This window comes from Rhizobium grahamii, from assembly GCF_009498215.1.
Lineage (GTDB): Bacteria > Pseudomonadota > Alphaproteobacteria > Rhizobiales > Rhizobiaceae > Rhizobium > Rhizobium grahamii_A.
In genome coordinates this window covers 3,583,908-3,608,885 of record NZ_CP043498.1, presented here as the reverse complement: position 1 = coordinate 3,608,885, position 24,978 = coordinate 3,583,908, and the positions used below count along the sequence as shown (strand labels likewise).

Here is a 24,978-nt window from a genome sequence, read left to right as displayed (position 1 = left end):
TCAATTTAGCGACGAGAATTTTCGGTCTCAAGGTACCATTCATAAACCGATCGAATACCCTCTTCTAAAGAGATGCGCGGTTTCCATCCCATGTTGGCCAGCGTAGCGTTGCTCATGAGCTTCCGCGGGGTTCCATCAGGCTTGGATAAGTCGTGGGTGATAGCTCCATGGAACTCAGTTACGCGGCAGACCAAGCGCATCAGTTCAATTATTTCAATATCCTCACCTGAGCCGACATTGACGTGCTGAACATCAGAGTAGTTTTTCAGCAAAAAGATCAATGCATCGGCGCAATCATCAACGTGTAGAAACTCGCGTCGAGGTGTACCTGTACCCCAAATTGTAACCTCGTCGGATCGTGCCAACTTTGCTTGATGGGCTTTTCGGATCAACGCGGGTAAGACATGACTCGATTGAAGATCGAAATTATCGCCTGGTCCATAAAGGTTAGTGGGCATCGCGGAAATATAGTCGCGTCCGTGCTGTCTACGATACGCTTCCGCCAACTTAATGCCAGCGATCTTAGCGATCGCATACCATTCGTTAGTTGGCTCAAGCGAGCCGCTCAACAAGGAGTCTTCTTGGATCGGTTGCTGCGCGAACTTCGGGTAAATACAACTTGATCCCAAAAACAAAATCTTGTTGACGTCATAGCGGTGCGCTGCTTGGAAGATGTTTGCCTCGATGATCAAGTTTTCGTAAAGGAAATCAGCAGGAAGCGCATTGTTTGCGAGAATACCACCTACTTTTGCGGCCGCAAGAATGAGTGCGTCAGGTTTGTGAGCCCTAACGAACGCTTCGACCTGATCTTGCCGCGTCAAGTCGAGTTCCTCTCGTGCCGCGGTAACGATGGTGCAGTCCTCTGATTGCAGCCGCCTCACCAGCGCGCTCCCCACCATTCCTCGATGGCCAGCGACCCAGATCTTTTTCTGTGACAGAGAGTACACTCAAACCACTTTCTTGTTTACGGCATTCCAGTGCTTGATATCCTCGCGAACCATTTCAGCAGCCAAATCGCGAACAGTAGTCCTGTGACTCCAGCCCAAATTCTGCCGAGCTTTGGCAGGGTCGCCAAGCAGCAGATCAACTTCTGTTGGCCGGAAATATCGAGGGTCGATTTCCACAAGGCACGCGCCGGTATCAGCATTATATCCCTTTTCATCGGCCGCGCTGCCTTTCCACTCCAGCGTGATGCCGACATCAGAGAATGCCCATTCTACGAACTGACGCACGCTGGTCGTTTCGCCGGTTGCCAAAACGTAATCATCCGGCTTCTCCTGCTGGAGCATTAGCCACATGCCTTCGACGTACTCGCGAGCATGCCCCCAATCCCGCTGTGCGTCGAGGTTGCCCAAGAAGACCTTCTCTTGGATGCCAAGGTGGATGGCTGCGACCGCCATCGTTATCTTGCGGGTAACGAACGTTTCGCCGCGAAGAGGGCTTTCGTGATTGAACAGAATTCCGTTGGAAGCATGCATACCATAGGCCTCCCGGTAATTCACAACTATCCAATAAGCATAGAGCTTGGCTACAGCATAAGGCGAACGAGGATAAAACGGTGTGCTCTCATTTTGAGGAACCTGCTGAACAAGGCCGTAAAGCTCCGATGTCGAAGCTTGATAGAAGCGTGTCTTTTTCTCACGGCCGAGAATACGGATCGCTTCGAGCAATCTCAACGTGCCGATGCCGTCAGCATCTGCGGTGTATTCGGGCGTTTCGAAACTAACGCCAACGTGGCTTTGTGCGGCAAGATTATAGATTTCATCAGGCTGAACCTGCTGCACGATCCTCAGCAAATTAGTAGAGTCGATCATATCGCCATAGTGTAGAATGAAGCGTGGGTGGGTCTCGTGCGGATCTTGGTAGATGTGCTCAATCCGGCCGGTATTAAACGACGACGATCGTCGTTTAATACCGTGGACAGTGTAGCCCTTGTTCAGCAGCAATTCAGCTAGGTAGGCGCCATCCTGACCTGTCACCCCGGTTATGAGCGCGGTTTTTGCCATCTCTGTCACGTCGTCTTTCGATATTATCTTTGGCATTTGTTTATGGAAACGGTTGGCCCCATGCAAGCCCGCATAATTGAAAACTCGCCGCCTCAAAGAGAGCTTAATGACTGTTAACAGCTGACTTGCGCGCAGTGCGATGGAATTAGTGGCGATTGCTCGCACGCGTGGACGTCACTCTCTTTGTGTCGCAAAGCGAGCCTGCTGGCCCGGTGCCAAGCCGATCAAGCGTGTGTTGGGCTAAGAAACCAATTAATCGCTTTGTTCCCTACTTTTGGACCTTCCGGTATGCGACCTCACTTCCTGAGTGACGCCGAAAGCGCCTGTCTTTCGAGAGCGTACGGGTGGTCAAGACTTGAACTGAGCTGATGGAAGGCGTTAAAAGCCCCCATTTGCTGGACCCCATATCATGAAGATCGCGATACATATCTACCAACTCCTTAACACTGTCGAACGGCGACGCGCCGTAGGCGTGCTGTTGTTGACAATTGTCGCCGTCCTGCTTGAAACATTTTCGATTGGCCTGATTATTCCTGCGTTGACTCTGATGACTCAGAGTGGCTCAAGCGCCAAATATTCAACTATGCTGAACCACCTTCCAGATGTCGTTCAACAAATGGATCCGAAAGCACTGGTTGCTTGGGCCATGGGTTTCATGGTCCTGCTCTATGTTGTGAAAGCCATCTATCTGTTATTTCTATCGTGGGTGCAGGCTTCCTTTACATTTTCGGCGCAATTGCGGGTCTCGCAGCAATTGATGAAGACCTACTTGAGCCAACCTTATTCTTTCCATCTACAACGCAATTCGGCGCAACTGATCCATAACGCTACGACGGGGATCAATCTCTTTGCCGGCGCCATTTTGCATACGCTAATCGTGGCCACGGAGAGTCTGGTCGTCGGCGCGGTTTTCGCCATGCTGTTGATCGTCGAACCGCTGGGGACTCTGGCCGTCGCTTTACTGCTCGGCGTGGCTGGCGGGTTGCTGCATAGTCGAACGCGGCAGCGGCTTTCGGCATGGGGGCGACATTATCATAAGCACGAAGGCATGCGAATCCAGCACATCCAGCAAGGGCTGGGGGGCATCAAAGAGGTGCTGTTGCTCGGCCGTGCTAAGGTGTTCGTTGATCGTTACGATGCGCACAGTCGGTCGGCCGCGCGCATGGCCAAATATCAGGGCATCCTTCAAAATCTGCCTCGATTGGCGCTTGAGGCTTTCGCCGTTGCAGCGCTTGCTTGCCTGGTGGTCACTATGATTGGACAGGGCCGCAGTCTTTCCGCCGTCGTCACCACGCTCGGTCTCTTTGCCACGGCCGCCTTCCGGCTCATCCCTTCGGCCAATCGTATTCTTTCATCACTTCAATCACTTGCTTATCATGACGCAGCAGTCACAACATTGGCTGCGGAGCTCGCGGATGCGCCCGTTTCGGCGAAAGCCGTCGAAGCGACGCGTCAAAAGATCAGTGCCCATTGGAAGATGATACAATTCAGTGGTGTTGACTACAGCTACGACGGTGCCCAGGAGAACGCGCTTACTGGTATAAGTCTAACCATCCCACGTGGTCAGGTAATTGGTATCGTCGGAGCGAGCGGTTCGGGAAAGAGCACGGCGATCGATATTCTACTGGGTCTCCTCAAGCCGACAACGGGACAGGTAACGCTCGATGGTCAAGACATCTCAAACGACATGCGCGGATGGCAGAGACAAATCGGTTATGTGCCGCAGGCCATATTCCTCACGGATGAACCACTCCGTCAAAATATAGCTTTCGGGATTCCTCCTGATGAAATAGATGAGGTCGCAGTCGAGCGTGCGTTGAAAGCCGCGCAACTGTACGATTTTGTCAATCACCTACCGCGGGGCGTTGAAACCGAAGTGGGTGAACGAGGCGCTCGGCTTTCGGGTGGGCAGCGTCAGCGCATCGGAATTGCGCGAGCATTGTATCATGATCCGGAGGTGTTGGTGCTCGATGAAGCGACCAGCGCGCTGGATGGCGAAACGGAAGAGGATGTCATGCAGGCGATCCAGTCGTTGCGCGGCGAAAAGACGATCATCTTGGTCGCACACCGCATGAGTACGGTGGCGCAGTGTGATCATCTGTACCGTCTCTCCGGCGGCAGAGTTGTGGCGCAAGGCAGACCTCGCGACATGCTCTCCTCAAACAAAATCTGAACGAATAGATACGCAATCGGAAACATCATGTTTGAAAACCAATCCATTCTGGTCACGGGTGGCACCGGCTCCTTCGGAAACAAGTTCGTGCCGATGACGTTAGAAAAGTATAATCCGAAGCGTCTCGTCATTTTCTCGCGCGACGAGATGAAACAGTGGGAGATGGCCAAGCTATTTGGCGATGATCCGCGCGTGCGTTTTTTTATAGGCGACGTACGCGATCGTGAGCGGCTTTACCGGGCCTTGGACAATATCGACTGCGTAGTCCACGCCGCGGCAACGAAGATCGTGCCGACGGCGGAATACAATCCGTTCGAATGCGTTAAGACCAACGTGATTGGCGCCATGAACCTGATCGATGCCTGTATCGATCGTGGCGTCAAACGCGTAGTTGCACTCTCCACCGACAAGGCATCGAGCCCCGTCAATCTCTACGGTGCCACTAAGCTGGCATCCGACAAGCTGTTCGTGGCCGGCAATTCCTATTCCGGCAGCCATGACACGCGCTTTGCCGTTGTTCGCTATGGAAACGTCATGGGCTCGCGCGGCTCGGTCATCCCCTTCTTCCAATCGATCCGCGATAAGGGCACGTTGCCGGTGACGGATGACCGCATGACGCGCTTCATGATCACGCTTGAGCAGGGCGTCGAGCTCGTCTGGCATGCCTTTGAGGACATGGCCGGCGGCGAAATCTACGTCAAGAAAATTCCGTCCATGAACATTATGGATATCGCCGCCTCGGTGGCACCGGAGGCGAAAACCGAAATCGTCGGTATCCGTCCCGGGGAAAAGCTGCACGAGCAGATGATCGGCACCGAAGACGCGCTCTACACCTATGAGTACGATGAGCACTACAAGATCCTGCCGGCCATTCACGATTGGTCGAAGGATCCCTTCCGCATCAAGGACGGTGTCAGGGTTCCCGATGGCTTCACCTACTGCAGCGACAACAACAAGGACTGGATGAGCCGCGAAGAACTGCGCGCCTGGATCGCTGCCAACGAAAGCAAGATCGGAAAAATCTGATGGCTCTCATTCCCTACGGTCGACAAACGATCTCGGAGGAAGACCTTCAGGCGGTTGCCACCGTGTTGAAATCGGACTTCCTGACGCAGGGCCCGGAAGTGCCGAAATTCGAGCGCGTTATCGCCGATTATTGTGGCGCGGCGCACGGTGTTGCAGTCAACAGCGCCACTAGCGCGCTACACATCGCATGCCTCGCGCTGGGCCTTGGCGAGGGTGATGTCGCCTGGACGGTGCCGAACACCTTCGTGGCCAGCGCCAACTGCGCGATCTATTGCGGTGCGTCAGTCGATTTCGTCGATATCGATCCGCTGACACTAAACATGTCGCCAAAGTCGCTCGAAGAGAAACTGAAGGCTGCCAAGGCGGAGGGCCGGCTACCAAAGATCGTCATCCCCGTGCATTTCGCCGGCATGCCGTGCGACATGGCCAGGATTGGCACCCTGGCGCAGGAATACGGTTTCAGGGTCATCGAGGATGCGTCGCACGCCATCGGCGCCAGCTACGGCAATCGCAAGGTCGGCAGCTGCCAGCACTCGGACATCACTGTCTTCTCCTTCCATCCGGTGAAAATCATCACCACTGCGGAGGGTGGGCTTGCGACCACGCAGTCCGAAGAACTGGCCAAACGCATGCAGGATCTTCGTTCGCATGGCATTACCCGCGACGCGGCCCGTATGACAAAGGCGGACGAAGGTCCGTGGTACTATGAGCAGTTGGACATTGGCTTCAACTATCGCATGACTGAAATTCAGGCGGCGCTCGGCACCTCGCAGGCAGCTCGGCTCGACGAATGGGTGGCTCGCCGCCACCGGATCGCCAATGCCTATGACAGGAAGCTCGTGCATCTGCCCCTGATCCTGCCTGTCCGCGAAAATGGCTCGCTTTCCGCGCTGCATCTCTATGTCGTGCAGGTGGACGAAATGAAGACCAAGCTCACACGCCGGCAGGTGTTCGACGCGATGCGCAATGCCGGGATAGGCGTTAATGTTCACTACATTCCGGTTCACACGCAGCCATACTACCAGGAGAACGGCATGACTGGCGTCTCCTTCCCTGCATCGGAAGCCTATTACGACCGCTGCATCTCGCTGCCGATGTTTGCATCGCTTTCCGATGATGACCAGGACTACGTAGTTGCCGTTCTGGAAGACATCTTTGCCGGTGGAAAGGATGCCCGTGTCTGAGCCGGGAGGGCGGACTCGATGAGCAAGCTGGCGCTCGGCACGGTGCAGTTCGGCATGAAATACGGCGTGGCGAACGCCGGAGAGCGGGTCTCGACGGCGGAGCTGGATGCGATCATTGCGACCGCCCGTGAGCACGGCATCGATACGCTGGATACCGCGATCGCCTACGGGGATGCGGAGGCCAACCTCGGGGCAGCAAACACCGGTGACTTCCGTATCGTCACCAAGCTCCCTCCGTTTCCCGCCGATGTGGCGGACGTTCGGTCCTGGATTACTGCGAACATCCGCGCCTCGCTCGGGCGCCTGCGCCGCCCCTCGGTGGATGCGGTCCTGCTGCACCGGTCGCATGAAATCATCGGCCGGCACGCGGAAGCCTACAGGGCCGGCCTTGCCGATCTGAAGACGGCGGGGCTGTGTGCCGCCGTTGGCGTTTCGATCTATGCACCGGCCGAATTGCAGGCGATCTGGTCCGATGGCGCGGGGTGGAAACCGGAACTTATCCAGGCTCCCTACAACGTGCTCGACCGGCGGCTGGACACATCCGGCTGGCTTGACCGGCTCGCGGATGCGGGTGTACGGGTTCACACCCGCTCCGCATTCCTGCAAGGTCTGCTGTTGATGCCCGCAGACAAACGTCCAGCCTATTTCACGCCCTTTGCCGCCTTGCTCGACCGCTGGCGCGATTGGTGCATCGCGCAAGACACACAGCCTTTGGCAGAGGCGCTCTGTTTCGTCTGCGGGGACGCCCGCATTGAAAAGGCTGTCATCGGTGCGGATACGGCAGTCCAGTTGCGCCAGATCGTGGCAGGGCTCTCCGGAAACCACGCCGACGTGCCGGCTGATCTCTGGAGCGAAGAGCTTGCGCTTATCGATCCCTCACAGTGGAAAATCGCATGAAGACTGTTGCCATCGTCCAGGCCCGCATGGGCTCGACCCGCCTGCCCAACAAGGTCATGAAATTGATCCGCGGCACGCCGATGATCGGCATCCTGCTGTCGCGGCTGGCGCAGTCGAAAACGATTGATGAAATCGTTGTCGCGACGTCCGAGGATCGACGCAACGATCCGCTGGCAGACTATGTGCGGAGCCTCGGCTATTCCGTGTTCCGCGGCAGCGAGAATGATGTTCTGGATCGCTACTATCAAGCCGCGACGCTGGCTAACGCCACGCGCGTCCTGCGGATCACGGGCGATTGCCCGTTGATCGATGCTGCACTCGTCGATCAGGTGGTGGATGCTTTCGAAAAAGCAGGCGTCGATTATGGTTCGAACATCGCGCCACCCACCTATCCGGACGGTCTCGATACAGAGGTCTTCACCTATGCGGCCTTGAAGCGCGCCTGGCAGGAAACGCAGGAGCCTTTCGACCACGAGCATGTGACGCCGTATCTTCGCAACTCCGGTCGCTTCTCGGCGGTCAATGTGGCGAATGACACGGATGTCTCCGCAGAACGCTGGACAGTCGATACCGCAGAGGATTTCGCTGTTATCTCCGGCCTCTTCGATGCATTTGGCGATACGACCGATTTCACATGGAGCGACGTGCTTTCGCTCCGCCGGCAGAAGCCGGAGATCTTTACAGCCAATCAGGCACATATCCGCAATGAGGGGGCGTCAATGGGCAAGGGTCAGAAACTGTGGACGCGGGCTAAGCAAATCATTCCCGGCGGCAACATGCTCTTGTCCAAGCGGGCGGAGATGTTTCTGCCCGAGCAATGGCCGGCATACTTCTCCAAGTCCAAGGGCTACAAGGTCTGGGACCTCGACGGTAAAGAATATATCGATATGACCCTGATGGGCGTCGGCACGAACATCCTTGGCTATGGCCACTCGGAAGTGGACGAAGCCGTGATGGACGTCGTTCGGAACGGCAACATGTCGACGCTCAATGCGCCGGAAGAAGTCTACCTCGCGGAAAAACTGATTGAACTGCATCCCTTTGCCGAGATGGCGCGCTTTGCCCGCTCCGGAGGAGAGGCGAATGCAATCGCCATCCGTATCGCCCGCGCGGCATCCGGCAGGGACAATGTCGCGGTCTGCGGCTATCACGGATGGCACGACTGGTATCTGTCGGCCAATCTCGGCGAGGACGAGAGCCTTGCGGGCCACCTGCTGCCAGGCCTGGAGCCGAACGGCGTGCCGCGCAACCTGCGTGGCACTGTCCATCCCTTCAACTACAATGACTTCAAGGGCCTTGAGACGCTGGTTGCCGAACGCAACATCGGCGTCATCAAGATGGAAGTCGTGCGCAACAAGGGTCCGGAAGACAACTTCCTGCACAAGGTGCGCGAACTGGCGACGAAGAATGGCATCGTGCTGATCTTCGACGAATGCACCTCCGGTTTCCGCGAGACCTTCGGCGGGCTCTACAAGAAATACGGCGTCGAGCCTGACATGGCCGTTTTCGGCAAGACCCTTGGCAATGGTTATGCGGTAACGGCGACGATTGGCAGACGATCCATCATGGAGGCGGCGCAATCGACCTTCATTTCCTCCACCTTCTGGACCGAACGGGTCGGCTCGGCTGCTGCGGTGAAGACGCTCGAGGTGATGGAACGTGAAAAGCCATGGGAGCGTATCACTGAGGTCGGCGGCGGCGTCACGGAACGATGGAAGGCGCTTGCCGACAAACACGGGCTGTCGATCTCGACGGCCGGATTGCCGTCGCTGACGACGTACTCGTTCAACAGTCCCAATGCGTTGGCCTACAAGACATTGATCGCGCAGGAAATGCTCACCAAGGGTTTCCTCGCCTCGACCAATTTCTACGCCTCGATCGCGCATACGCCTGATGTCATCGATGCCTATTTCGAAGCGCTGGATCCGATCTATGCGACCATACGCGAATGCGAAGACGGCCGCGATGTGATGGGGCTACTGAAAGGCCCGCTCTGCCACGCAGGCTTCAAGCGGCTGAACTGAGGCGTCTCAAAAATGTCCGGACCGGTCCTCATGGTGCGTGAAAGAAACGTAAACGGCAGTTTCCTCAGCGCCTGCCGTGGGGTTCTCGCCATTGTCGTCTGTTTTGCGCACACCTGGCAGAAGATCGTCAGCCCGCAGTTCGGAAACTATGGTTGGGAGCATGCCATTTTTGGCCTCTCCGCCCGTATCGCGGTCGATATGTTTTATGTTCTTTCGGGCTGGGTGATCTATCACAGCATCAGTTCCAATATCGGCCGGTTCGGGAGATTCAATCCTTTTGACTGGTACGAGAACCGTAGCTTCCGAATTCTGCCGCCACTGTTGGTCAGCGTCGCGATTGCCTCGGTCATTTTTATAGTCGTCCGCGGCTTTCACATGGACAGGGTCCCGTCACCCTACAGGATAGAGCCATTTATCTATTCATACAGGCCGCATCATGTCGCCGGCTCAATTCTGACCTTCGGCTTTTTCGGCAATCTCACCGGTGGCGTGAATGGGCCGCTCTGGTCGCTCGAAATCGAAATGCAGCTCTATTTTCTGGCCTGCGTGTGCGTATGCGCTTTTCAGCGCAGCAAACTCGCTCTCGTTATCCTGCTGGTGGCCATAGTCTACAGAACGTCTCTCGATGCCAACTTCCTTCTTGGTTATGGGTCTTTCCTGTTCGGCTTTGCGGCGTCCTGGCTTTACGAGAGAAATCCTGGAAGAAACCGCTATGACCGGCTTATCGCGGTTGTTTCTGTCCTCCTGATGGGCGTAGCGGTTTTCTGGATGTTCTTTGCCTACGCAGTCGATGTGACCTATCTCGATCGGCTTGCTGAGTGGAGGTCGGTTTTCACGCAGCTCGTCCTGTCGTTCGGCTTTGCAGCCTATCTCTACAAGGGTGTGGCCGATCATCCTTTCCCATTCGAAGAAACAGGCAAGTTTTCTTACACGCTCTACATCATCCATTTCCCGATTCTGATATTTATTTCATATATTTACTATCGGGTTTTCGATATTCTCGACAATATCCCGTTCATGTGCGTCCTTTTCGCGATCTCCGCGGGCCTTTGCATTCTTGTTGCGTGGAGAATAAGCATGTGGGTAGAAAACCCCAAGGAGCAGAAACTCTGGTTCAATATGCATGTTCGGAAGTGGCGAGAGCGCCTTGTATAAGCGATGTCCAAGATAGGGTCGAAACTCATAGGCGCGGCGTCATGCCCGATGTTCGCTTTTCGATGATTTCGGCCAGAACGTACGCAAATGTGCACGACGATCTTAACCTCTGACAACAGCCGAGCAAAAATGACAGTTGAAAAATCCTTGCAGGACTTCCTGAAAAATCACTATCCCTCGTTCCTGAGCAGCGACGCTGCTAAGGCGAAGATCGATGCACTTAGCGCCGAAAAGGCGGCTACGCTGCTCAAGGTTCTGGAAGCCGAGGAGAGCGGCAAGCCGACCTTCATGGTTCGGGACGCCAATTTTTCCGATTTCTACGGCTTCGATCTTGGGTTGAATGCTCTTTTTTCCGAGATTCTTGCATCCAAGGTGCCTTACGACAGCCTTGTGACCTTTCGCGAGTCCGATATTTTCAAGCGCGATCAGGTGGTTGAGGTCGAGGAGCAGGCCGAACTGCAGGAACTCGGCTATCGCATCTCTTCTCATCGCTTTACGCCGGAGCAGCTGGCGACCGTCAATGCCGAAATCGCCAACGCGACCTTTGTCAATCGTGGCATCTTCTCCCGCGAGCTGACAGGCGGAGAAATCTTCGGCAAGATCCGCGACGGCTCGATCGAGAGCTATCTCGGCATTAACGGTGATACTTTCTGGCTCAAGGATCAGGATGCGGCGGCGCATAGCAGATTCTTCCAGAAGCTGGCGTTCGATCCCTACATCCTGTCGATGGTCTCGCAATATCTGGGCTGCGCGCCCGTGCATGTCCAGACCAATCTGTGGTTCAGCTTCCCGACGCTGAAAGACAAGAACAACCTGTCGACCAACGCGCAGATGTATCACCAGGACAAGGAATTCACCAAGTTCATCAAGGTGTTCATCTATCTCTCCGATGTTGGCCCGGACAATGGTCCGCATGCCTATATCGTCGGAAGCCATATCGATGAGGCACACACACACGGTTTCAAGTTCTCAGATCGTATCCCTGACGAGGACATCACCAAGTACTATGCGCCGGAGAGAATAAGGTCGCTTGTCGGCCCAGCGGGCACGATTACGTTCGGCGACACGTCCTGCGTCCACAAGGGTGTGCCGGTCGAAGCCGGTTATCGTCTGATGATGCAGTTGGAATATGCTTCGTCGCTTTATCTCTCTGCTGTACCCCCGTTTACCGCGCTGACGACGGATCAACTGGCGGCATTGCCCTATCCCGATCCCGTTCGCAAGCGAATGACGGTAAACTATAACAGCGATGATCGCCGCGCCTACCAGCAGATGAGTGCCGCGGGCGCTGCGCCGGAGCCCAGCACATTCCGCAAAATGCTGCGACTGGCCAAGCGATACGTGAAGACCAAGCTGTAAACAGAGCCGAAATGGTAAAAGCCGGAATACGGATCTTCATTCGCGCAGATGCATCGGCAAAAATCGGGGCAGGGCACGTCATGCGCTGCCTGACGCTGGCCGATGCATTGCGACAGGAAGGCGCCACGGCTACCTTTCTCAGCCGGGATATGCCGCCGGCGCTGGCCGCCCTGATCAGGGAAAAGGGCCATTGGCTTGTTGCCTTGAGTGATGATCAGGCCTGTCTGGCGCTGCTTGCCGAGGCAGAGCCGGAATGGTTGATTGTCGATCACTACGGTCTGGATGTCCGTTTCGAGCAGGCTGCGCGATGCGCGGCAAGGAAGATCATGGTCATCGATGACCTCGCGGACCGCGTTCATGACTGCGATCTGCTGCTCGATCAAAATCTGGGGCGCAACGCGGAGCACTACCGAGGTCTTACGCCAGGACATTGTCAGCTTTTGATTGGTCCAAGCTATGCGCTGCTGCGTCCGGATTTCGCGGAATTGCGTAACATTAGCCTGCAGCGCCGGACGGCGGGTGTCGTCAGGCATATTCTCATCTCGATGGGCGGGTTCGACGGCGACAATGTCACTGGTGCCGTGCTTTCCGCGCTGCAATCCTGTTCACTTCCAGCGGGCCTCAGATTGTCTGTGGTCATGGGCCGTGATTCACCCTGGATTGACAGCGTAGGCCAGCTTGCCGCGACGATGCCCTGGCCGACGGAGGTTCTTGTCGGGGTGCGGGACATGGCCCGGCTCATGAGCGCCAGCGATCTGGCAATCGGCGCAGCCGGGGGCGCGGCCTGGGAGCGCGCGACGCTTGGCCTGCCGGTCCTCCTTCTCATTCTTGCCGACAATCAGCGTCCCGGTGCGATGGCTCTTGCGAAGGCCGGCGCAGCACGTCTCCTGCCGGAAGATCGTCCGATTGCTGAAACCCTCTGTGCAGAACTGGTTGCCCTCATGGAGCCGTCCGTACTCGTGGCGGCGAGCCGGGCAAGTGCGGCGGTCACGGACGCGCTGGGTGCGCAAAAGGTGGCAGCGACGCTTCTGGAGGCTGCATGACCGAACCACGTCTCAGGCCGATGACGGAAGACGATCTCGAGCTCGTGCTCAAATGGCGTAACGCACCACCGGTGCGGAGTTTCATGCTGACGCAGCAGGAAATCAGTCTCGACGATCATCGGGTATGGTTCGCCTCGGCCTCGAGGAATTCGGCCCGCGCGCTTCTCGTCTTCGAAGTCGGCGGCGAGCCGCTCGGCCATATGAATTTCAAGATTGACCTTTCCGACGAAATAGCCGATTGGGGCTTCTACGCCGCTCCAGACGCGCCTAGAGGCACCGGGCGGGCCATGGGCAGCAAGGCGTTGGAATACGGTTTTACGACGCTCCGCCTGCACAAGATCTGCGGACAGGTGCTGGATTTCAACACGGCGTCGCGAAAGATGCATGAGACCCTGGGCTTCCGCCGCGAAGGCATTCTGCGTGAGCAGAAGCAGATGAATGGCGTGTGGCGCGATCTTGTTTGTTATGGATTGCTGGCGCAGGAATGGTCCGCGCGCGAAGGAAAGTGACGATGACGAAGACATCCCCGTCCATCACCATCAACGGCCGCGCGATTGGCGTCGACTATTCCCCGTATGTGATCGCCGAGCTTTCCGCCAATCACAACGGCAAGCTGGATGTCGCGATGGCGATTATTGACGAAGCCAAGAGGGCTGGCGCGGATGCCGTCAAGCTGCAGACCTATCGTCCCGACACCATCACGCTGGATTGCAACGACGATGATTTCCAGATCCACGGCGGCCTTTGGGACGGGCGCACGCTCTATGAACTCTACCAGGAGGCGCATATGCCCTGGGAGTGGCACAAGCCTTTGTTCGAGCATGCTCGCAAGCTTGGCCTTACCATTTTTTCCTCGCCTTTCGACAACACCGCGATCGATCTTCTGGAGGACCTGAATGCGCCGGCCTACAAGATCGCCTCTTTCGAGGCGGTGGATCACGCGCTGATCAAGTACGCGGCTTCCACCGGCAAGCCGATGATCATCTCAACCGGTATGGCCGATGACGAGGAAATCGCCGAGGCGATCGAGGCGGCCCGCAGCGGCGGCTGCAGGGAACTAGCGATCCTTCATTGCGTGTCGGGCTATCCCGCACCGGCGCAGGACTATAATCTGCGCACCATACCCGACATGATTTCCCGCTTCGGCTGTGTGACCGGCCTGTCGGACCACACGCTGGACAATACGACGGCGATTGCATCAGTGGTGCTTGGCGCTTCCATCATCGAAAAGCATTTCACGCTTGACCGGAGCGGTGGCGGTCCCGATGACAGCTTTTCTCTCGAACCTGTCGAGATGGCAGCACTCTGCCGGGACTCCAAGACGGCCTGGGAGGCGCTTGGCCGCATCGACTATGGCCGCAAGTCGAGCGAGCTCGGTAATGTGAAGTTCCGCCGCTCGCTCTATTTCGTACGCGACATGGAGGCTGGCGAGACGATCACTACCGAACATGTGCGTTCCGTGCGCCCCGGTTTCGGGCTGCCGCCCAAGATGCTGGAAATCATCATCGGCAAGACGGTTAACCGCGACATCCGCAAGAATACGCCGGTTACCGACGAAGCGCTCGCCTGATTGCATATGTCTCACGTCGTGCCACCGTATCGTGTTCTGTCCGTCGGCTTCGAGGGTGAAATCCTTGCCGAGTTGCGCAAGCGTTTCGACGTCGCCTGCGTCATCTCGGCCGATCCTTCGGCGGATGTGAACTGGGATTCGCTGCACCTGCTGAAGCTTGCCGTTCCCGCGCCGAGCATGGACGAAGCCATGCGTGCCTGTTTCGATGCGGTGTCGGCGAGCTTCCTGCGTTTTGCCGATATCAACTCCCGTCGGCACTACTATGTCACGCCGCCCTTTTCGAACGTCTACAACAGCTTCGTGCTGACGTTCACCTTCTGTTACGACCTGTGGAAGCGGCATCGGATTGAGCTGGTTTTATCCGCGAACATTGCGCACGAAGGCTTCGATTTCGTCCTAGTCGAGATGGCCCGCTATCTCGGTATTAAGGTGGTCATGTGCTATCAGTCGCTGATTGCCAGCCGTTTCTGGATGGCTGCAAGGGTTGACGATTTCGGTCTTCCTGCACTGAACCCGACACTGTACGAGCGCGAGGCTTCCGGATACCGCCTGCCGGAAAACTGGTTCTATATGAAGAAGCTGCCGCAGGATGCTTCCTATGGCCCGAAAATGTTGCTGTCCGAACTTGCCCGCAGGCCTTGGCGTGCGCCGCTCGCTCTGGTGCGCTTCGCCTATGCTCGCCGCTACCGCCAGGATATAGCTCGGCTTACCAGGGCATTGCCGGCCGGCGAACGGTACATCTATGTGCCACTGCATCTTCAGCCGGAGCTGACGACATCGGCGCTCGGCGGTGACTATTCGGATCAGATGTTGGCTCTGGAGGCCCTGAGCGCATGGGTGCCCGACGGCGTGAAGATCTATGCCAAGGAAAACCCGAAACAGACCGAAAAGCAGCGCGATGAGTTCTTCTACAAGCGGCTTTCGGCGCTTTCCAATGTCACGCTGCTCAGCAACGCGGAAGATTCCATTTCACTGATCAAGGGCAGCATCGGCGTGGCAACCATCACCGGCACGGCTGGATGGGAAGCGCTGTTTCATGGCAAGCCGGTTATTGTCTTCGGCCTTGCCTGGTATCGCTTCATCGAGGGCGTTTTTGCCTTTCAAACCGATCTTTCCTTCGAGACGTTCTCATCCGCAGTACCGCCTTCACCGGAACGGCTCGCTGACAAGCTGGACGATGCCTTGATGACGACGGGACGCGGCATCGTGGACTCCCATTACCGCGTATTGGTCGATGGTTTCGATGCGATTGCGAATGCTCATGATGTCGCCGAGAGCTTGGTCCGCTTTGTCGATGCGAAATTCGCCAATGGCGGGGCAGGCGCATGAGCCGTATTCGAACCCTGATTGCCGCCGCCAGTGCGCGCTGGGGGCTGGACCAGACGGAGAGCCGTTTTGCCCGTGAGGCGACTGCGCTTTATGCGCCAATACCAGCGCCGTCGGGTGAAGAACCGATGCGCATTCTTGTTCAGCTGTCGCCGGATTATCAGTGCCTGATCAAATTTCTTGGCGCCATACAGGCTGAAGGCAAAGGTCATGCGGAATGCGTGGGCTTGTGGCACCAGAACGTCATGTCTGCGCCCTATTGCGAGCGGTTCTCAATGCCGCGCCGGCTTGTCCGCCGGCTTTTCAACCTACTGGATTTCCTGAAATGGAAGCGGCTCTATCATGCGATCGGCGTCCGCAGTTTCGTCAATCTGGAAGTTTCGCCGCTGACGTCACTTTCGAATTTCCGGCAGGCGAACCGCATTTGGCGTGGTCTGAAAAGCAAAGAGGATGTACTGGCGATCAGCCTAAACGGCACGGACTGTGGAACTCTGATCTACGACACCTACCTACGCTATCGTGTTCAGCCCACGGTCAATGTCTCTGATCGCTACCTGCGCATGCTGATCGTGCAGGCACTCAATGCGCAGGCGGCAATCCGCAGGCATCTTGCCAAAGGGCGGTTCGATCGCCTCTATACAAATTACGCGAGCTACATCCAGCACGGTATTCCGGTGCGGGAAGCGTTGCGGGCCGGCGTAGAGGTTTATGCCTGCGGCAATCTCTCTCAGGTTTACAAGAAGCTGGCGGTTGACGATCCGTTGCATACCGAACCGCACTGGCACTATGTCGAACGTTTCGCCGGAATTGCCGACAAGCATGCAGCACGTTCGCAGGCCGAGGCGGTGCTGGAAAAGCGCTTTGCCGGCGGTATAGACAAGGCCACAGCCTACATGAAGACGAGCGCCTATGCCGCGGGGGCGCCTGGCGCTCTGTCCGATGGCATCGAAGGGGTCGTCTTCCTTCACGATTTTTTCGACAGCCCCCACCATTTCCGGCACATGCTGTTTCCCGATTTTGACAATTGGGTGCGCTTTACGCTGGATACGATCGTCAGGGAAAAACTGCCGCTTGCCATAAAAGCGCATCCGAACCAGTTGCCGGAAAGTGCTGTTCTGGTCGAGCAGCTCAAGCGCGACTATCCCACGGTCACCTTTCTCGACCCAAAGCTTTCGAATGCAATCATCTTCCGGTCAGGCATCAAATGCGGTGTATCGGTCTATGGCACGGTACTCGGCGAACTCGCCTATCACGGGATTCCGGCGCTGGCCGGCGGTGATCATCCGCATATCGATTTCGATATTGCGATCACCCCGATCTCGATCGAAGACTACAGGCAGAAGCTTGTCGGCTTCCGTGAACTCAAGGCCCCAGCCAATGCCAGGGAGCAGATGCTGGAGTTCTATTATACCCACCAGATCATGCCCAGTGACGACCTTGTCGTCGATTTTGGCGCGCTCGACGTCAATCGGCTGGAGCAGAACCAGTCGCGGGCGCTGGCGACGGTGATGAGCACCTACGAACCTTTCGTGAAGGCGCGCGCATGAGCGACGGCAAAAAAACGCCTGTCGCGATCTTTGTCTTCAAGCGGCCGCAGCACACCGCGAGAATGCTCGAAGCGCTGGCAAGGAATCCAGAACTTGCCGAGCTGCCGCTTTTCATTTTCTGTGACGGTGCGCGCCGCGAGGACGAGAAGGCCGCTGTCGAGGCTACGCGCTCGATCGTGCGTGATTTCGCCCACCCGGCCAAAACGGTGGTCGAGCGCGAAACGAATTCAGGTCTTGCTGCGTCCATTATCGAAGCCGTCAGCAATCTTTGCAGCAATCATGGCCGGGTCATTGTACTCGAGGACGATCTGGTCGTCTCGAATGGGTTTCTCGGCTTCATGCTGAAGGCGCTCGATCGCTACGAGAACGACCCGCAGGTCATGCAGGTGTCCGGTCACGCTTTCCCCGTCGAGAGCTTTGGTGACACCGATCCCGTACTCTTCCTCCCCTTCATCAGTTCCTGGGGCTGGGCGACGTGGGATCGCGCCTGGTCGGCTTTCGATACCAAGGCCGAGGGGTGGCAGGCGCTGCTGCTCGACCGCGCGCTTGCCCGCAGTTTCGATATTGGCGGGGTCTATCCTTATTCCGCCATGCTTGCCGCGCAGATGGAAGGCCGGATCGACAGCTGGGCAATCCGCTGGAACTGGTCTGTATTCCGCAGCCAGGGATGTGTCGTCTATCCGCCCGTTTCGCTTGTCACGAATGTCGGCTTTGACGGCAGTGGTACGCACCGTTCGGCCAATGCGAAATTCGAGGCGCAGTCGGTTGCAGACGCCGCGACAATTACCTTTCTTGACCCCCCCTCCGCCCCTGATCGCGAGGATGAGCGCTTTCGCCTTGTCCAGGCTTCCGTGAAGGCCATGCAGGGCAATCCGCTCAAGCAGTTTGCAAAACGGCTCTTATGGCTTTATGTGCGCAGACGTATATTGAAGTCGCCGGTCAGAGGAAACTGACAGGACATGCGCCGCCTTGCGATAAAAATCCTCAATTTCCTGTTCGAGCTGCGCTATCGCGGCGACAATGTCACTGTCGGCAGCAATAGCAAGGTCGACTACTGGCGGCTTAACGGAAGAGGCGGCAAGATCGCCATCGGCAATGACTGCCTGATCCACTGCCGGGTGGATTTCGACGCGCCGGGCGGCAAGTTGACGATCGGCGATCGCTGCTTTATCGGCGCCAGCCAACTCGTCTGCCATAGCGGCATTTCCATCGGCGACGATGTGATCATGTCCTGGGGTATTACCGTTGTCGATCACAATTCCCATGCTGTCGAATGGGAGGCGCGCAAGGACGACGTGCGGCTTTGGAGTCGTTGTGAAAAGGATTGGAGTTCTGTGAAAATTGCCCCTGTCACCATCGGCGACAAGGTGTGGATCGGCTTTGGGGCGTCGATCCTCAAGGGCGTTACCATTGGCGAAGGGGCGGTGATCGGCGCACAATCGGTTGTGACGCGCGACGTGCCCGCTTACGCTGTCGTGGCCGGCAATCCGGCCGTCATTGTCAGGCAGTTGGGAGAGACGCCATGAAGATCAGTGACAAGCTGAATGACATGTACGCCGGTTATTATAACAGTGAAGCCGTGTTGAAGAAGCGCGTGATTTCAGCGCGCCAGACCATCTCGCACATCACGGAGATGACCGGCGGGAGGCATTTTCGCTCCGTTATCGATGTTGGTGCAGGCGAAGGCTCTGTTCTCGCCGGACTTGACGCAATCTGCTTTGCTGACGACCTGAACGCTGTGGAGATTTCCGAATCCGGTTGCGAGGCGATTGCAGCACGCAAGCTGAAGAGCCTGCGCTCGGTGCAAAAGTTTGATGGCTATTCCATTCCGGCAGCCACTAACGCCTATGAGATCGGAATTGCTGCCCATGTATTGGAACATGTGGAATTCGAGCGACCTTTTCTGCAAGAGATCGGTCGCGTGTGCGATATTGTCTATGTTGAGGTGCCGCTTGAACTCACGCTGAGTGTTGAGCGTTCGATCCAAATGGCCGCCCCATATGGTCACGTTAATTTTTACACACCAGCGACGCTGCGTAATGTGCTGGAGACATCTGGTCTGGAAGTGATCGACCTGAAAGTTTGGGCCAACTCGCTGGAGTATGAAATGCATGTCAGCGGTCGTTTGAAGGGCAGGATCGTCAATCGGATCCGAAATACGACGCTGACGCTCTTTCCGAAGCATGCACCTTTCTTGATGACCACTATTGGTGGTGCGCTTTGCCGTAAGCGGATTGAGCGCTGAGCATGTTGGCAGGACAAGAAATCGTCTGGGTAACCGGCACTCATGGCTTTATCGGCAGGCATATCTCGCGCACACTGGCAAGCAAGGGCCATTTCGTTGCCGGCCTCGGTCATGGTGCGTGGCCGGAAATGGAGGCCGCCGTATGGGGCGTTTCCGCCTGGTTGAATGGCGATATTGCCGCCAGTAATCTTGGCCAGCTGCAGCGACTTTCCGGCTCTCCGAAAACAATCTATCATCTCGCTGGCGGATCTTCGGTTGGCGCCGCAATTGCACAACCGCGCGAGGATTTTGCCCGCACCGTTTCATCCACAGCTGAACTTCTGGAATGGGTGCGTCAATATACGCCCAATACGCGGATTGTCGCCATATCAAGTGCTGCTGTCTACGGCAGTGATCACGAAGGGCCAATTCGGGAGGATGCGCTACTGACGCCTTATTCGCCCTACGGCTATCACAAGCGCATGATGGAGGACCTCTGCCGCTCCTATGGTGCGAGCTTCGGTCTTGCTTTTGCTATCCCTCGCCTTTTCTCCGTCTATGGGGCAGGATTAAAGAAGCAGCTACTCTGGGACCTCTGTAGCAAACTGGCCGGAAATAACGGTGAGATCGAGCTGGGAGGGACCGGCCATGAAATCCGGGACTGGGTGCACGTTGAAGATGTCGCAAGAGCAGTTGTTGCCTGCGCTGATTTAGCTGACACAAGCGGCCCGGTCGTTAACATCGGTTCCGGGGAGCCTTTAACGGTCAGAGACGTCGCGCGGCGAATGATCGATGCTTGGGCGATCCACGGTCATCCGAAGCGAGACGTCGTGTTTAGCGGGAAGAGCCGAGCAGGGGATCCTTTTAGCCTCCTGGCTGACGTAACGCGCCTTGGCTCCATCCTGCCCTGCCTCAATCACACGACCGATGCTGGCTTCGACGCCTATGTTGGCTGGTATCTTGCCGCATCGCGAGGAAATGTCTGATGCGCGCGGCCTTCACTTTGATTGGTGGCAAAGCCTGGACTGGTGGCACCAATTTCCTTCTTAATCTTTTGACACTGGTCACCCGTCATCAGCCGGGCCGCATCACACCGATCCTTTTCGTTGGTGCCGACACGTTTGCCGGCGACTACGAAAAGTTCGTTGCGATTCCCGGTATCGAGATTGTTGTCACGCCCTTGCTCGATGCTGAACGACAGCGTGTCTCACTGTTGAAGTCGGTTGTTCTTGGCCGCGATGCCGCATTGACAGCGTTGTTCACAAGCCATGGGGTCGATGTCGTCTTTGAATCCGCCCGTTTCTTCGGTTGGAGTTTAGGCTTGCCTGCAGTCGCTTGGATACCGGACATGCAACACCGCAGGCTGCCGCAATTCTTCACCAGCGGCGGCTGGGTCAAGCGTGAACTGGGCTTTCGCCTGCAAAGCCTAGGCGGTCGCCGTATCATGGTGTCGAGTAACGACACCCGTATCGCCTGCGAACACTATTATCCCTCGACGCGGGGCCGTATCGGCGTGGTGCATTTCGCCATCGAACCGAGTGCGGTCGCTAGCCCGGTTGAAGCTCGTGGTATTGCTCAAAGCTATGGTTTGCCCGATCAGTTTTTCTTTATGCCTAACCAGTTCTGGCGCCATAAGAACCATGACCGGGTTCTCGACGCGCTGGCGATCCTGAAGACGCGGGGAATCCAGACTGTAATCGCGGCGTCAGGCAGGCAGAACGATCCGCGTGATCCGACGCACTTCCCTGCTCTATCGAAAAAGATAGAGATGCTAGGCCTGGAGGACGAATTCCGTCTGCTCGGCATGATCCCTTACCCGCATCTCGCCCAATTGATGCTTGCAAGCACTGCAGTCATCAATGCCTCTCTTTCCGAAGGATGGAGTACGACGGTCGAAGAAGCCAAGTCGCTTGGTATTCCGCTTATTGTTTCGAACCTCGACGTTCATCAGGAGCAGCTTGCTGAAACGGCGACCTATTTCGATCCGCTGTCGCCAGAGTCAATTGCGGACGCGATCGCCGGATTCATACCCTTCAACATTGAAGATCGCGATGCCATGACATGTGCTGCACTTGCCGATGCAGAACGTCGCATCAAGGATTTCGTCGCTGATTTCTGCCGCTTTGTCGAAGGGAGCGTTAGGGACCGATGAAGATCACGGTCATCACAGTTTGCTATAATTCGGTGGCCACCATCGGCGATGCGTTGCGATCCGTAGCAGCGCAGACTTACCCAGATATTGAACATATCGTTATCGATGGTGGATCACGGGATGGTACTCAGGATGCAATCCGCGCTAACATTGCACGTGTTGCTCAATTCGTCTCAGAAAGAGATGAAGGCATCTATGATGCTATGAACAAAGGGCTTGCCCGCGCGACCGGCGATGTCATTTGTTTCCTAAATTCTGATGATTTCTATGCCTCGCCAGAGGCGCTTGCTGTTGTCGCGTGCGAAATGAATGATCCAAGTATCGATGCTCTGTTTGGCGATGTAGCCTTTATCGATCCGATAAATCCCGAAAAAATCCTCCGCCACTATCGTTCCGGACGCTTTTCACCCCGTAGCATCGCTTGGGGTTGGATGCCTGCACACCCGGCGTCGTTTATCCGTCGCACTGTGTTTGAGATCGAAGGCGGCTTCAAGACTGACTACCGGATTGCGGCTGATTTCGAGTTCATTGCGCGTTCATTCGGAAAGAAGGCTTATCGCTTCCGTCACAGCACACGGACTTTCGTGAAGATGCGTTTGGGGGGAGTCAGCACTGGCGGCTTCAAGAGCAAGATTCTGTTGAACCGCGAGGTTTTGCGGGCATGTCGAGAAAACGGAATTCGAACGAGCTATCTGCAGATTCTTATGAAGTACCCGTTTAAGATACTTGAGTATGTCTCCCCCACACTCCCTAAATGAACGTTGTGACAATACCCTTAGAAAAGTCGCTCGCGATCAATCTCCGTCTTGGAATCGCGCTTTATGACGCATGATCAATTATCAGATAGTCGTGAAATGAAAGCTGCTTTTCCATTTTGTAGCCGCGCCCAAGGTGCGAAAGAACGGCTTCTGGTTGGGTGGTTTCTATGAGGATGAACTTTGGCCTATGACGGACGAGGTTAAGGCCTTCTAACACCCTTAATTCAAAGCCTTCAACGTCTAGGCTAAGTAACGTTACCGGTGGTGCTTCTATCTCGTCTAAAATTGACGAAAGCGTTCTAATTGGAGCCGCGAAAGTAGTTGGATTAGGCCCAAACAATCCCCCCCATTTCGGAGATGCCGTTCGCTCGTAGACTTTTGAGGACATCAAGTCTGAAAACGTCATCTCAAGGCACTTGCCTTCATCCTCCGTACTTCCGAGAGCCGCGGCTATCGCTGTCGCCGATCTAAACCGGGAGGACAAACGGGAGAGTGGTTCAAAAGGTTCAATGAGAATACCTTCCCAGCCCATGCATTTCTCGAGGTAAAAAGTATTTGACTGATCCACACCATCGTTGCCTCCCGCTTCGACAAAAAAACCTCCGCTTGGCAAGTAGCTCAGCAATTGCTTGTCTAGTCCGTTGAGTGCCGTGTATGGCGCACGTCCCATAGCCATCTGCGCTCTTAGCTTTAGATACTTTGCTATCTTTATTCCGCGAACGCCGACTGCAGTCTCAAACAACCCCCCAATACCGTTACGCGAAACCATTCCTACCCTCCCATCGCAGCACTCATGTAAGCGCATTTTGTGGTGGTACGTCAAACCACCAACAGGCCGCCGGATCGGTTCACCGTGAGTTTGCGTTCGAACAAGAAGCTCTTAGCCTCTTAACCCACGTCCGCCCTCCAATGGCATCACGTTGGATCAGCACCTAGCTTTGCATATTTAATTATGATACCTAATAGTTCCAATAATGCACTATCAATGAGTGCGATATCTAGATTGAGGCTAAGTGGTGATTGCTCTTATCCCGGCAAGGGGTGGATCTAAACGAATTCCACGCAAAAATATTAAGCTTTTCGCGGGCCGCCCGATGATTGGGTGGGCAATCGAAACAGCGACGAAATGTGGCTGCTTTGAGCGCGTCGTTGTATCGACCGACAGCGAAGAAATCGCACTAGTGTCTCGTTCGCTTGGGGCCGAAGTGCCATTCATTCGGCCAGCTCATCTTGCCGACGATCATGCAGATACCGCATCTGTTGTCCAGCACTCACTCGACGAGCTACAAGTTCAAGATGAGCTCTTGTGTTGCATTTATGCGACAACCCCAATGCTGTTAAGTGATGACATCGTAGCAGGTATCGAGGCTGTTCAGAAAGATCCAGCCGTCCAGTACGCCTTCACCGTCGGCGAATTCTCTTGCCCGATTGAGCGAGCGCTTCGGTTGACAGGAAAAGGTGGAGTAGAGCCTATCTATCCCGAGAATATGACTAAACGAACTCAAGATCTTAGTCACGCTTTCTTCGACGCCGGCCAGTTCTATGTTGGTAGAGTTTCCGCTTGGAAGAGACGCCTGCCGATATTTGGACCATATAGCACGCCTATAAGGCTTCCAGCTCACAGAGCCATTGATATCGACAACGAGCAAGATTGGAGGCGAGCGGAACTGCTTTTTGAGCTCGTGCGCGGAGCTAACAAAAGTATAAGAGAATAGCTGACTATAAATATAAGCCCGCTATAAATCGGTAGCTGGCGCATCTTCATACGTTTCCGTTTTAATAAGCGTCCTCTTCTTTATATAGGATAGATATGGAAACGCGCTCGTTGCTGTCCTCTGAGAACGTATTGCCAGTATGAGAAAGGCTGTCCTTTGCGACGAGGTAATAGTGGCCGCTGCCTGTAAAGAAGTTGGCATACGACGTCTTATAACTGAAAAGACCTCTGCGATGATGATACTCGCGTTTGTGGCGTATGGCCGGATCGAAGTCTAAAATTGCAAGAAATCCGCCGGGCCGAAGTACCCGATCAGCCTCCGCAACTGCTTTAAGCATATCGCCTCGATCAACTAGATACAGGCAGAAGCCAAAATAAACGAGATCGAACTGACCATCGAGAAATGGAAGCTTGGAGGCGGTGCCGACTTGTAACTTTGCGCTGGGGAACTGTACAGAACCATCTTTTACGGCGATCTCAGATGGATCGACTCCAAAACTTTCAGCATTGAAAAAATTGCCGAGGTTGGCCACCTTTTTGCCGTTGCCGCATCCTATCTCAAGAATGGCGCTTATATCGGCTCTCTTTGAGTTCAGTACACGTTTGATCGTGTCTAACGCAGTTTCGTCTTCGTTGTGGGCCAACGCTGACTTATTTCTTTGATACCACTGATCGCCTTCTGTATCCAGAAATGTGCGTTCTTGGATTTTATCGGTCATGCCGCTTCCTTTTCATTTGAGCGAAATAGCGTCAAATCCTACTTGGAGAGCTTAAGTCTAACTTGATTTCGACAGACATTAACAGCCATCTTTGGAAAAAG

23 protein-coding genes are annotated in these 24,978 nt (G+C 55.6%); 19 read left to right on the top strand and 4 right to left on the bottom strand.

All coding sequences use genetic code 11. The features are described 5' to 3' along the window. Positions 1-5: 5 nt before the first annotated feature. Together fcl and gmd are read right to left on the bottom strand one after the other, a co-directional pair. Complete coding sequence (gene fcl, locus FZ934_RS17355; protein WP_153272084.1) at positions 6-947, bottom strand: GDP-L-fucose synthase; 942 nt, start codon at positions 945-947, stop codon at positions 6-8. After that, positions 948-2,006 (bottom strand): GDP-mannose 4,6-dehydratase, encoded by a 1,059-nt coding sequence (gmd, locus tag FZ934_RS17350; protein ID WP_153272483.1) that lies wholly within the window; start codon positions 2,004-2,006, stop codon positions 948-950. Between the two features lie 409 nt (positions 2,007-2,415). Between gmd and FZ934_RS17345 the strand changes: the two genes are divergently transcribed. From FZ934_RS17345 to FZ934_RS17260, 18 genes are all read left to right on the top strand, one after another. Then, on the top strand, positions 2,416-4,179 hold the full coding sequence (locus FZ934_RS17345) for an ABC transporter ATP-binding protein (RefSeq protein ID WP_153272083.1): 1,764 nt from the start codon (positions 2,416-2,418) through the stop codon (positions 4,177-4,179). Between the two features lie 27 nt (positions 4,180-4,206). After that, positions 4,207-5,205, top strand: coding sequence for a UDP-N-acetylglucosamine 4,6-dehydratase (inverting) (pseB, locus tag FZ934_RS17340; protein WP_153272082.1), 999 nt, complete (start codon positions 4,207-4,209; stop codon positions 5,203-5,205). Beyond that, entirely contained in the window at positions 5,205-6,389 is a 1,185-nt protein-coding gene (gene pseC / locus FZ934_RS17335) for a UDP-4-amino-4,6-dideoxy-N-acetyl-beta-L-altrosamine transaminase (protein ID WP_153272081.1), read from the top strand. Before pseB ends, pseC begins: the two co-directional genes overlap by 1 nt. A gap of 18 nt (positions 6,390-6,407) precedes the next feature. Then, positions 6,408-7,286: an aldo/keto reductase gene (locus FZ934_RS17330; protein ID WP_153272080.1), complete on the top strand. Its 879-nt coding sequence runs from the start codon at positions 6,408-6,410 to the stop codon at positions 7,284-7,286. Next, on the top strand, positions 7,283-9,310 hold the full coding sequence (locus tag FZ934_RS17325; RefSeq protein ID WP_153272079.1) for an aminotransferase class III-fold pyridoxal phosphate-dependent enzyme: 2,028 nt from the start codon (positions 7,283-7,285) through the stop codon (positions 9,308-9,310). The genes FZ934_RS17330 and FZ934_RS17325 overlap by 4 nt, the downstream gene beginning before the upstream one ends. A gap of 12 nt (positions 9,311-9,322) precedes the next feature. Further along, the gene (locus FZ934_RS17320) at positions 9,323-10,465 is read left to right on the top strand and encodes an acyltransferase family protein (protein WP_153272078.1); all 1,143 of its coding nucleotides are present in this window, start codon (positions 9,323-9,325) and stop codon (positions 10,463-10,465) included. A gap of 129 nt (positions 10,466-10,594) precedes the next feature. Further along, the gene (locus tag FZ934_RS17315; protein WP_194273729.1) at positions 10,595-11,824 is read left to right on the top strand and encodes a phytanoyl-CoA dioxygenase family protein; all 1,230 of its coding nucleotides are present in this window, start codon (positions 10,595-10,597) and stop codon (positions 11,822-11,824) included. Positions 11,825-11,835: 11 nt separating this feature from the next. Then, positions 11,836-12,867 (top strand): UDP-2,4-diacetamido-2,4,6-trideoxy-beta-L-altropyranose hydrolase, encoded by a 1,032-nt coding sequence (pseG, locus tag FZ934_RS17310; RefSeq protein WP_153272076.1) that lies wholly within the window; start codon positions 11,836-11,838, stop codon positions 12,865-12,867. After that, on the top strand, positions 12,864-13,376 hold the full coding sequence (gene pseH / locus FZ934_RS17305; RefSeq protein ID WP_203437309.1) for a UDP-4-amino-4,6-dideoxy-N-acetyl-beta-L-altrosamine N-acetyltransferase: 513 nt from the start codon (positions 12,864-12,866) through the stop codon (positions 13,374-13,376). Before pseG ends, pseH begins: the two co-directional genes overlap by 4 nt. 2 nt (positions 13,377-13,378) lie before the next feature. Continuing rightward, the gene (pseI, locus tag FZ934_RS17300; protein WP_153272075.1) at positions 13,379-14,437 is read left to right on the top strand and encodes a pseudaminic acid synthase; all 1,059 of its coding nucleotides are present in this window, start codon (positions 13,379-13,381) and stop codon (positions 14,435-14,437) included. 6 nt (positions 14,438-14,443) lie between these two features. Continuing rightward, entirely contained in the window at positions 14,444-15,766 is a 1,323-nt protein-coding gene (locus FZ934_RS17295) for a hypothetical protein (protein WP_153272074.1), read from the top strand. Further along, a complete protein-coding gene (locus FZ934_RS17290) occupies positions 15,763-17,310 on the top strand; it encodes a hypothetical protein (protein WP_153272073.1) in 1,548 nt (515 codons plus the stop codon). The genes FZ934_RS17295 and FZ934_RS17290 overlap by 4 nt, the downstream gene beginning before the upstream one ends. After that, positions 17,307-18,263: a glycosyltransferase gene (locus FZ934_RS17285; protein WP_153272072.1), complete on the top strand. Its 957-nt coding sequence runs from the start codon at positions 17,307-17,309 to the stop codon at positions 18,261-18,263. The genes FZ934_RS17290 and FZ934_RS17285 overlap by 4 nt, the downstream gene beginning before the upstream one ends. A 6-nt stretch (positions 18,264-18,269) precedes the next feature. Continuing rightward, positions 18,270-18,836: an acyltransferase gene (locus tag FZ934_RS17280; protein WP_153272071.1), complete on the top strand. Its 567-nt coding sequence runs from the start codon at positions 18,270-18,272 to the stop codon at positions 18,834-18,836. After that, the gene (locus FZ934_RS17275) at positions 18,833-19,555 is read left to right on the top strand and encodes a methyltransferase domain-containing protein (RefSeq protein ID WP_153272070.1); all 723 of its coding nucleotides are present in this window, start codon (positions 18,833-18,835) and stop codon (positions 19,553-19,555) included. Before FZ934_RS17280 ends, FZ934_RS17275 begins: the two co-directional genes overlap by 4 nt. Positions 19,556-19,557: 2 nt before the next feature. After that, positions 19,558-20,520 (top strand): NAD-dependent epimerase/dehydratase family protein, encoded by a 963-nt coding sequence (locus tag FZ934_RS17270; protein ID WP_153272069.1) that lies wholly within the window; start codon positions 19,558-19,560, stop codon positions 20,518-20,520. Then, entirely contained in the window at positions 20,520-21,686 is a 1,167-nt protein-coding gene (locus tag FZ934_RS17265; protein ID WP_153272068.1) for a glycosyltransferase family 4 protein, read from the top strand. Before FZ934_RS17270 ends, FZ934_RS17265 begins: the two co-directional genes overlap by 1 nt. Continuing rightward, entirely contained in the window at positions 21,683-22,444 is a 762-nt protein-coding gene (locus FZ934_RS17260) for a glycosyltransferase family 2 protein (protein WP_153272067.1), read from the top strand. The genes FZ934_RS17265 and FZ934_RS17260 overlap by 4 nt, the downstream gene beginning before the upstream one ends. Positions 22,445-22,505: 61 nt before the next feature. On the opposite strand, the gene FZ934_RS17255 is transcribed toward FZ934_RS17260, so the two are convergent. Beyond that, positions 22,506-23,213, bottom strand: coding sequence for an FkbM family methyltransferase (locus FZ934_RS17255; RefSeq protein WP_194273728.1), 708 nt, complete (start codon positions 23,211-23,213; stop codon positions 22,506-22,508). A gap of 244 nt (positions 23,214-23,457) precedes the next feature. Between FZ934_RS17255 and pseF the strand changes: the two genes are divergently transcribed. Next, complete coding sequence (gene pseF, locus FZ934_RS17250; RefSeq protein WP_153272065.1) at positions 23,458-24,159, top strand: pseudaminic acid cytidylyltransferase; 702 nt, start codon at positions 23,458-23,460, stop codon at positions 24,157-24,159. A 61-nt stretch (positions 24,160-24,220) separates the two neighbouring features. On the opposite strand, the gene FZ934_RS17245 is transcribed toward pseF, so the two are convergent. After that, a complete protein-coding gene (locus FZ934_RS17245; RefSeq protein WP_153272064.1) occupies positions 24,221-24,877 on the bottom strand; it encodes a class I SAM-dependent methyltransferase in 657 nt (218 codons plus the stop codon). Positions 24,878-24,978 lie beyond the last annotated feature (101 nt).

Coding starts and splice junctions, on each gene's coding strand:
- pseG (WP_153272076.1), top strand. CDS start 11,836: ATGGTAAAAGCCGGAATACGGATCTTCATTCGCGCAGATGCATCGGCA.
- FZ934_RS17325 (WP_153272079.1), top strand. CDS start 7,283: ATGAAGACTGTTGCCATCGTCCAGGCCCGCATGGGCTCGACCCGCCTG.
- FZ934_RS17265 (WP_153272068.1), top strand. CDS start 20,520: ATGCGCGCGGCCTTCACTTTGATTGGTGGCAAAGCCTGGACTGGTGGC.
- FZ934_RS17260 (WP_153272067.1), top strand. CDS start 21,683: ATGAAGATCACGGTCATCACAGTTTGCTATAATTCGGTGGCCACCATC.
- FZ934_RS17320 (WP_153272078.1), top strand. CDS start 9,323: ATGTCCGGACCGGTCCTCATGGTGCGTGAAAGAAACGTAAACGGCAGT.
- pseH (WP_203437309.1), top strand. CDS start 12,864: ATGACCGAACCACGTCTCAGGCCGATGACGGAAGACGATCTCGAGCTC.
- pseC (WP_153272081.1), top strand. CDS start 5,205: ATGGCTCTCATTCCCTACGGTCGACAAACGATCTCGGAGGAAGACCTT.
- FZ934_RS17280 (WP_153272071.1), top strand. CDS start 18,270: ATGCGCCGCCTTGCGATAAAAATCCTCAATTTCCTGTTCGAGCTGCGC.
- FZ934_RS17275 (WP_153272070.1), top strand. CDS start 18,833: ATGAAGATCAGTGACAAGCTGAATGACATGTACGCCGGTTATTATAAC.
- FZ934_RS17285 (WP_153272072.1), top strand. CDS start 17,307: ATGAGCGACGGCAAAAAAACGCCTGTCGCGATCTTTGTCTTCAAGCGG.
- FZ934_RS17290 (WP_153272073.1), top strand. CDS start 15,763: ATGAGCCGTATTCGAACCCTGATTGCCGCCGCCAGTGCGCGCTGGGGG.
- FZ934_RS17295 (WP_153272074.1), top strand. CDS start 14,444: ATGTCTCACGTCGTGCCACCGTATCGTGTTCTGTCCGTCGGCTTCGAG.
- FZ934_RS17345 (WP_153272083.1), top strand. CDS start 2,416: ATGAAGATCGCGATACATATCTACCAACTCCTTAACACTGTCGAACGG.
- gmd (WP_153272483.1), bottom strand. CDS start 2,006: ATGGCAAAAACCGCGCTCATAACCGGGGTGACAGGTCAGGATGGCGCC.
- FZ934_RS17270 (WP_153272069.1), top strand. CDS start 19,558: ATGTTGGCAGGACAAGAAATCGTCTGGGTAACCGGCACTCATGGCTTT.
- FZ934_RS17315 (WP_194273729.1), top strand. CDS start 10,595: ATGACAGTTGAAAAATCCTTGCAGGACTTCCTGAAAAATCACTATCCC.
- FZ934_RS17255 (WP_194273728.1), bottom strand. CDS start 23,213: ATGGTTTCGCGTAACGGTATTGGGGGGTTGTTTGAGACTGCAGTCGGC.
- pseI (WP_153272075.1), top strand. CDS start 13,379: ATGACGAAGACATCCCCGTCCATCACCATCAACGGCCGCGCGATTGGC.
- pseB (WP_153272082.1), top strand. CDS start 4,207: ATGTTTGAAAACCAATCCATTCTGGTCACGGGTGGCACCGGCTCCTTC.
- FZ934_RS17330 (WP_153272080.1), top strand. CDS start 6,408: ATGAGCAAGCTGGCGCTCGGCACGGTGCAGTTCGGCATGAAATACGGC.
- FZ934_RS17245 (WP_153272064.1), bottom strand. CDS start 24,877: ATGACCGATAAAATCCAAGAACGCACATTTCTGGATACAGAAGGCGAT.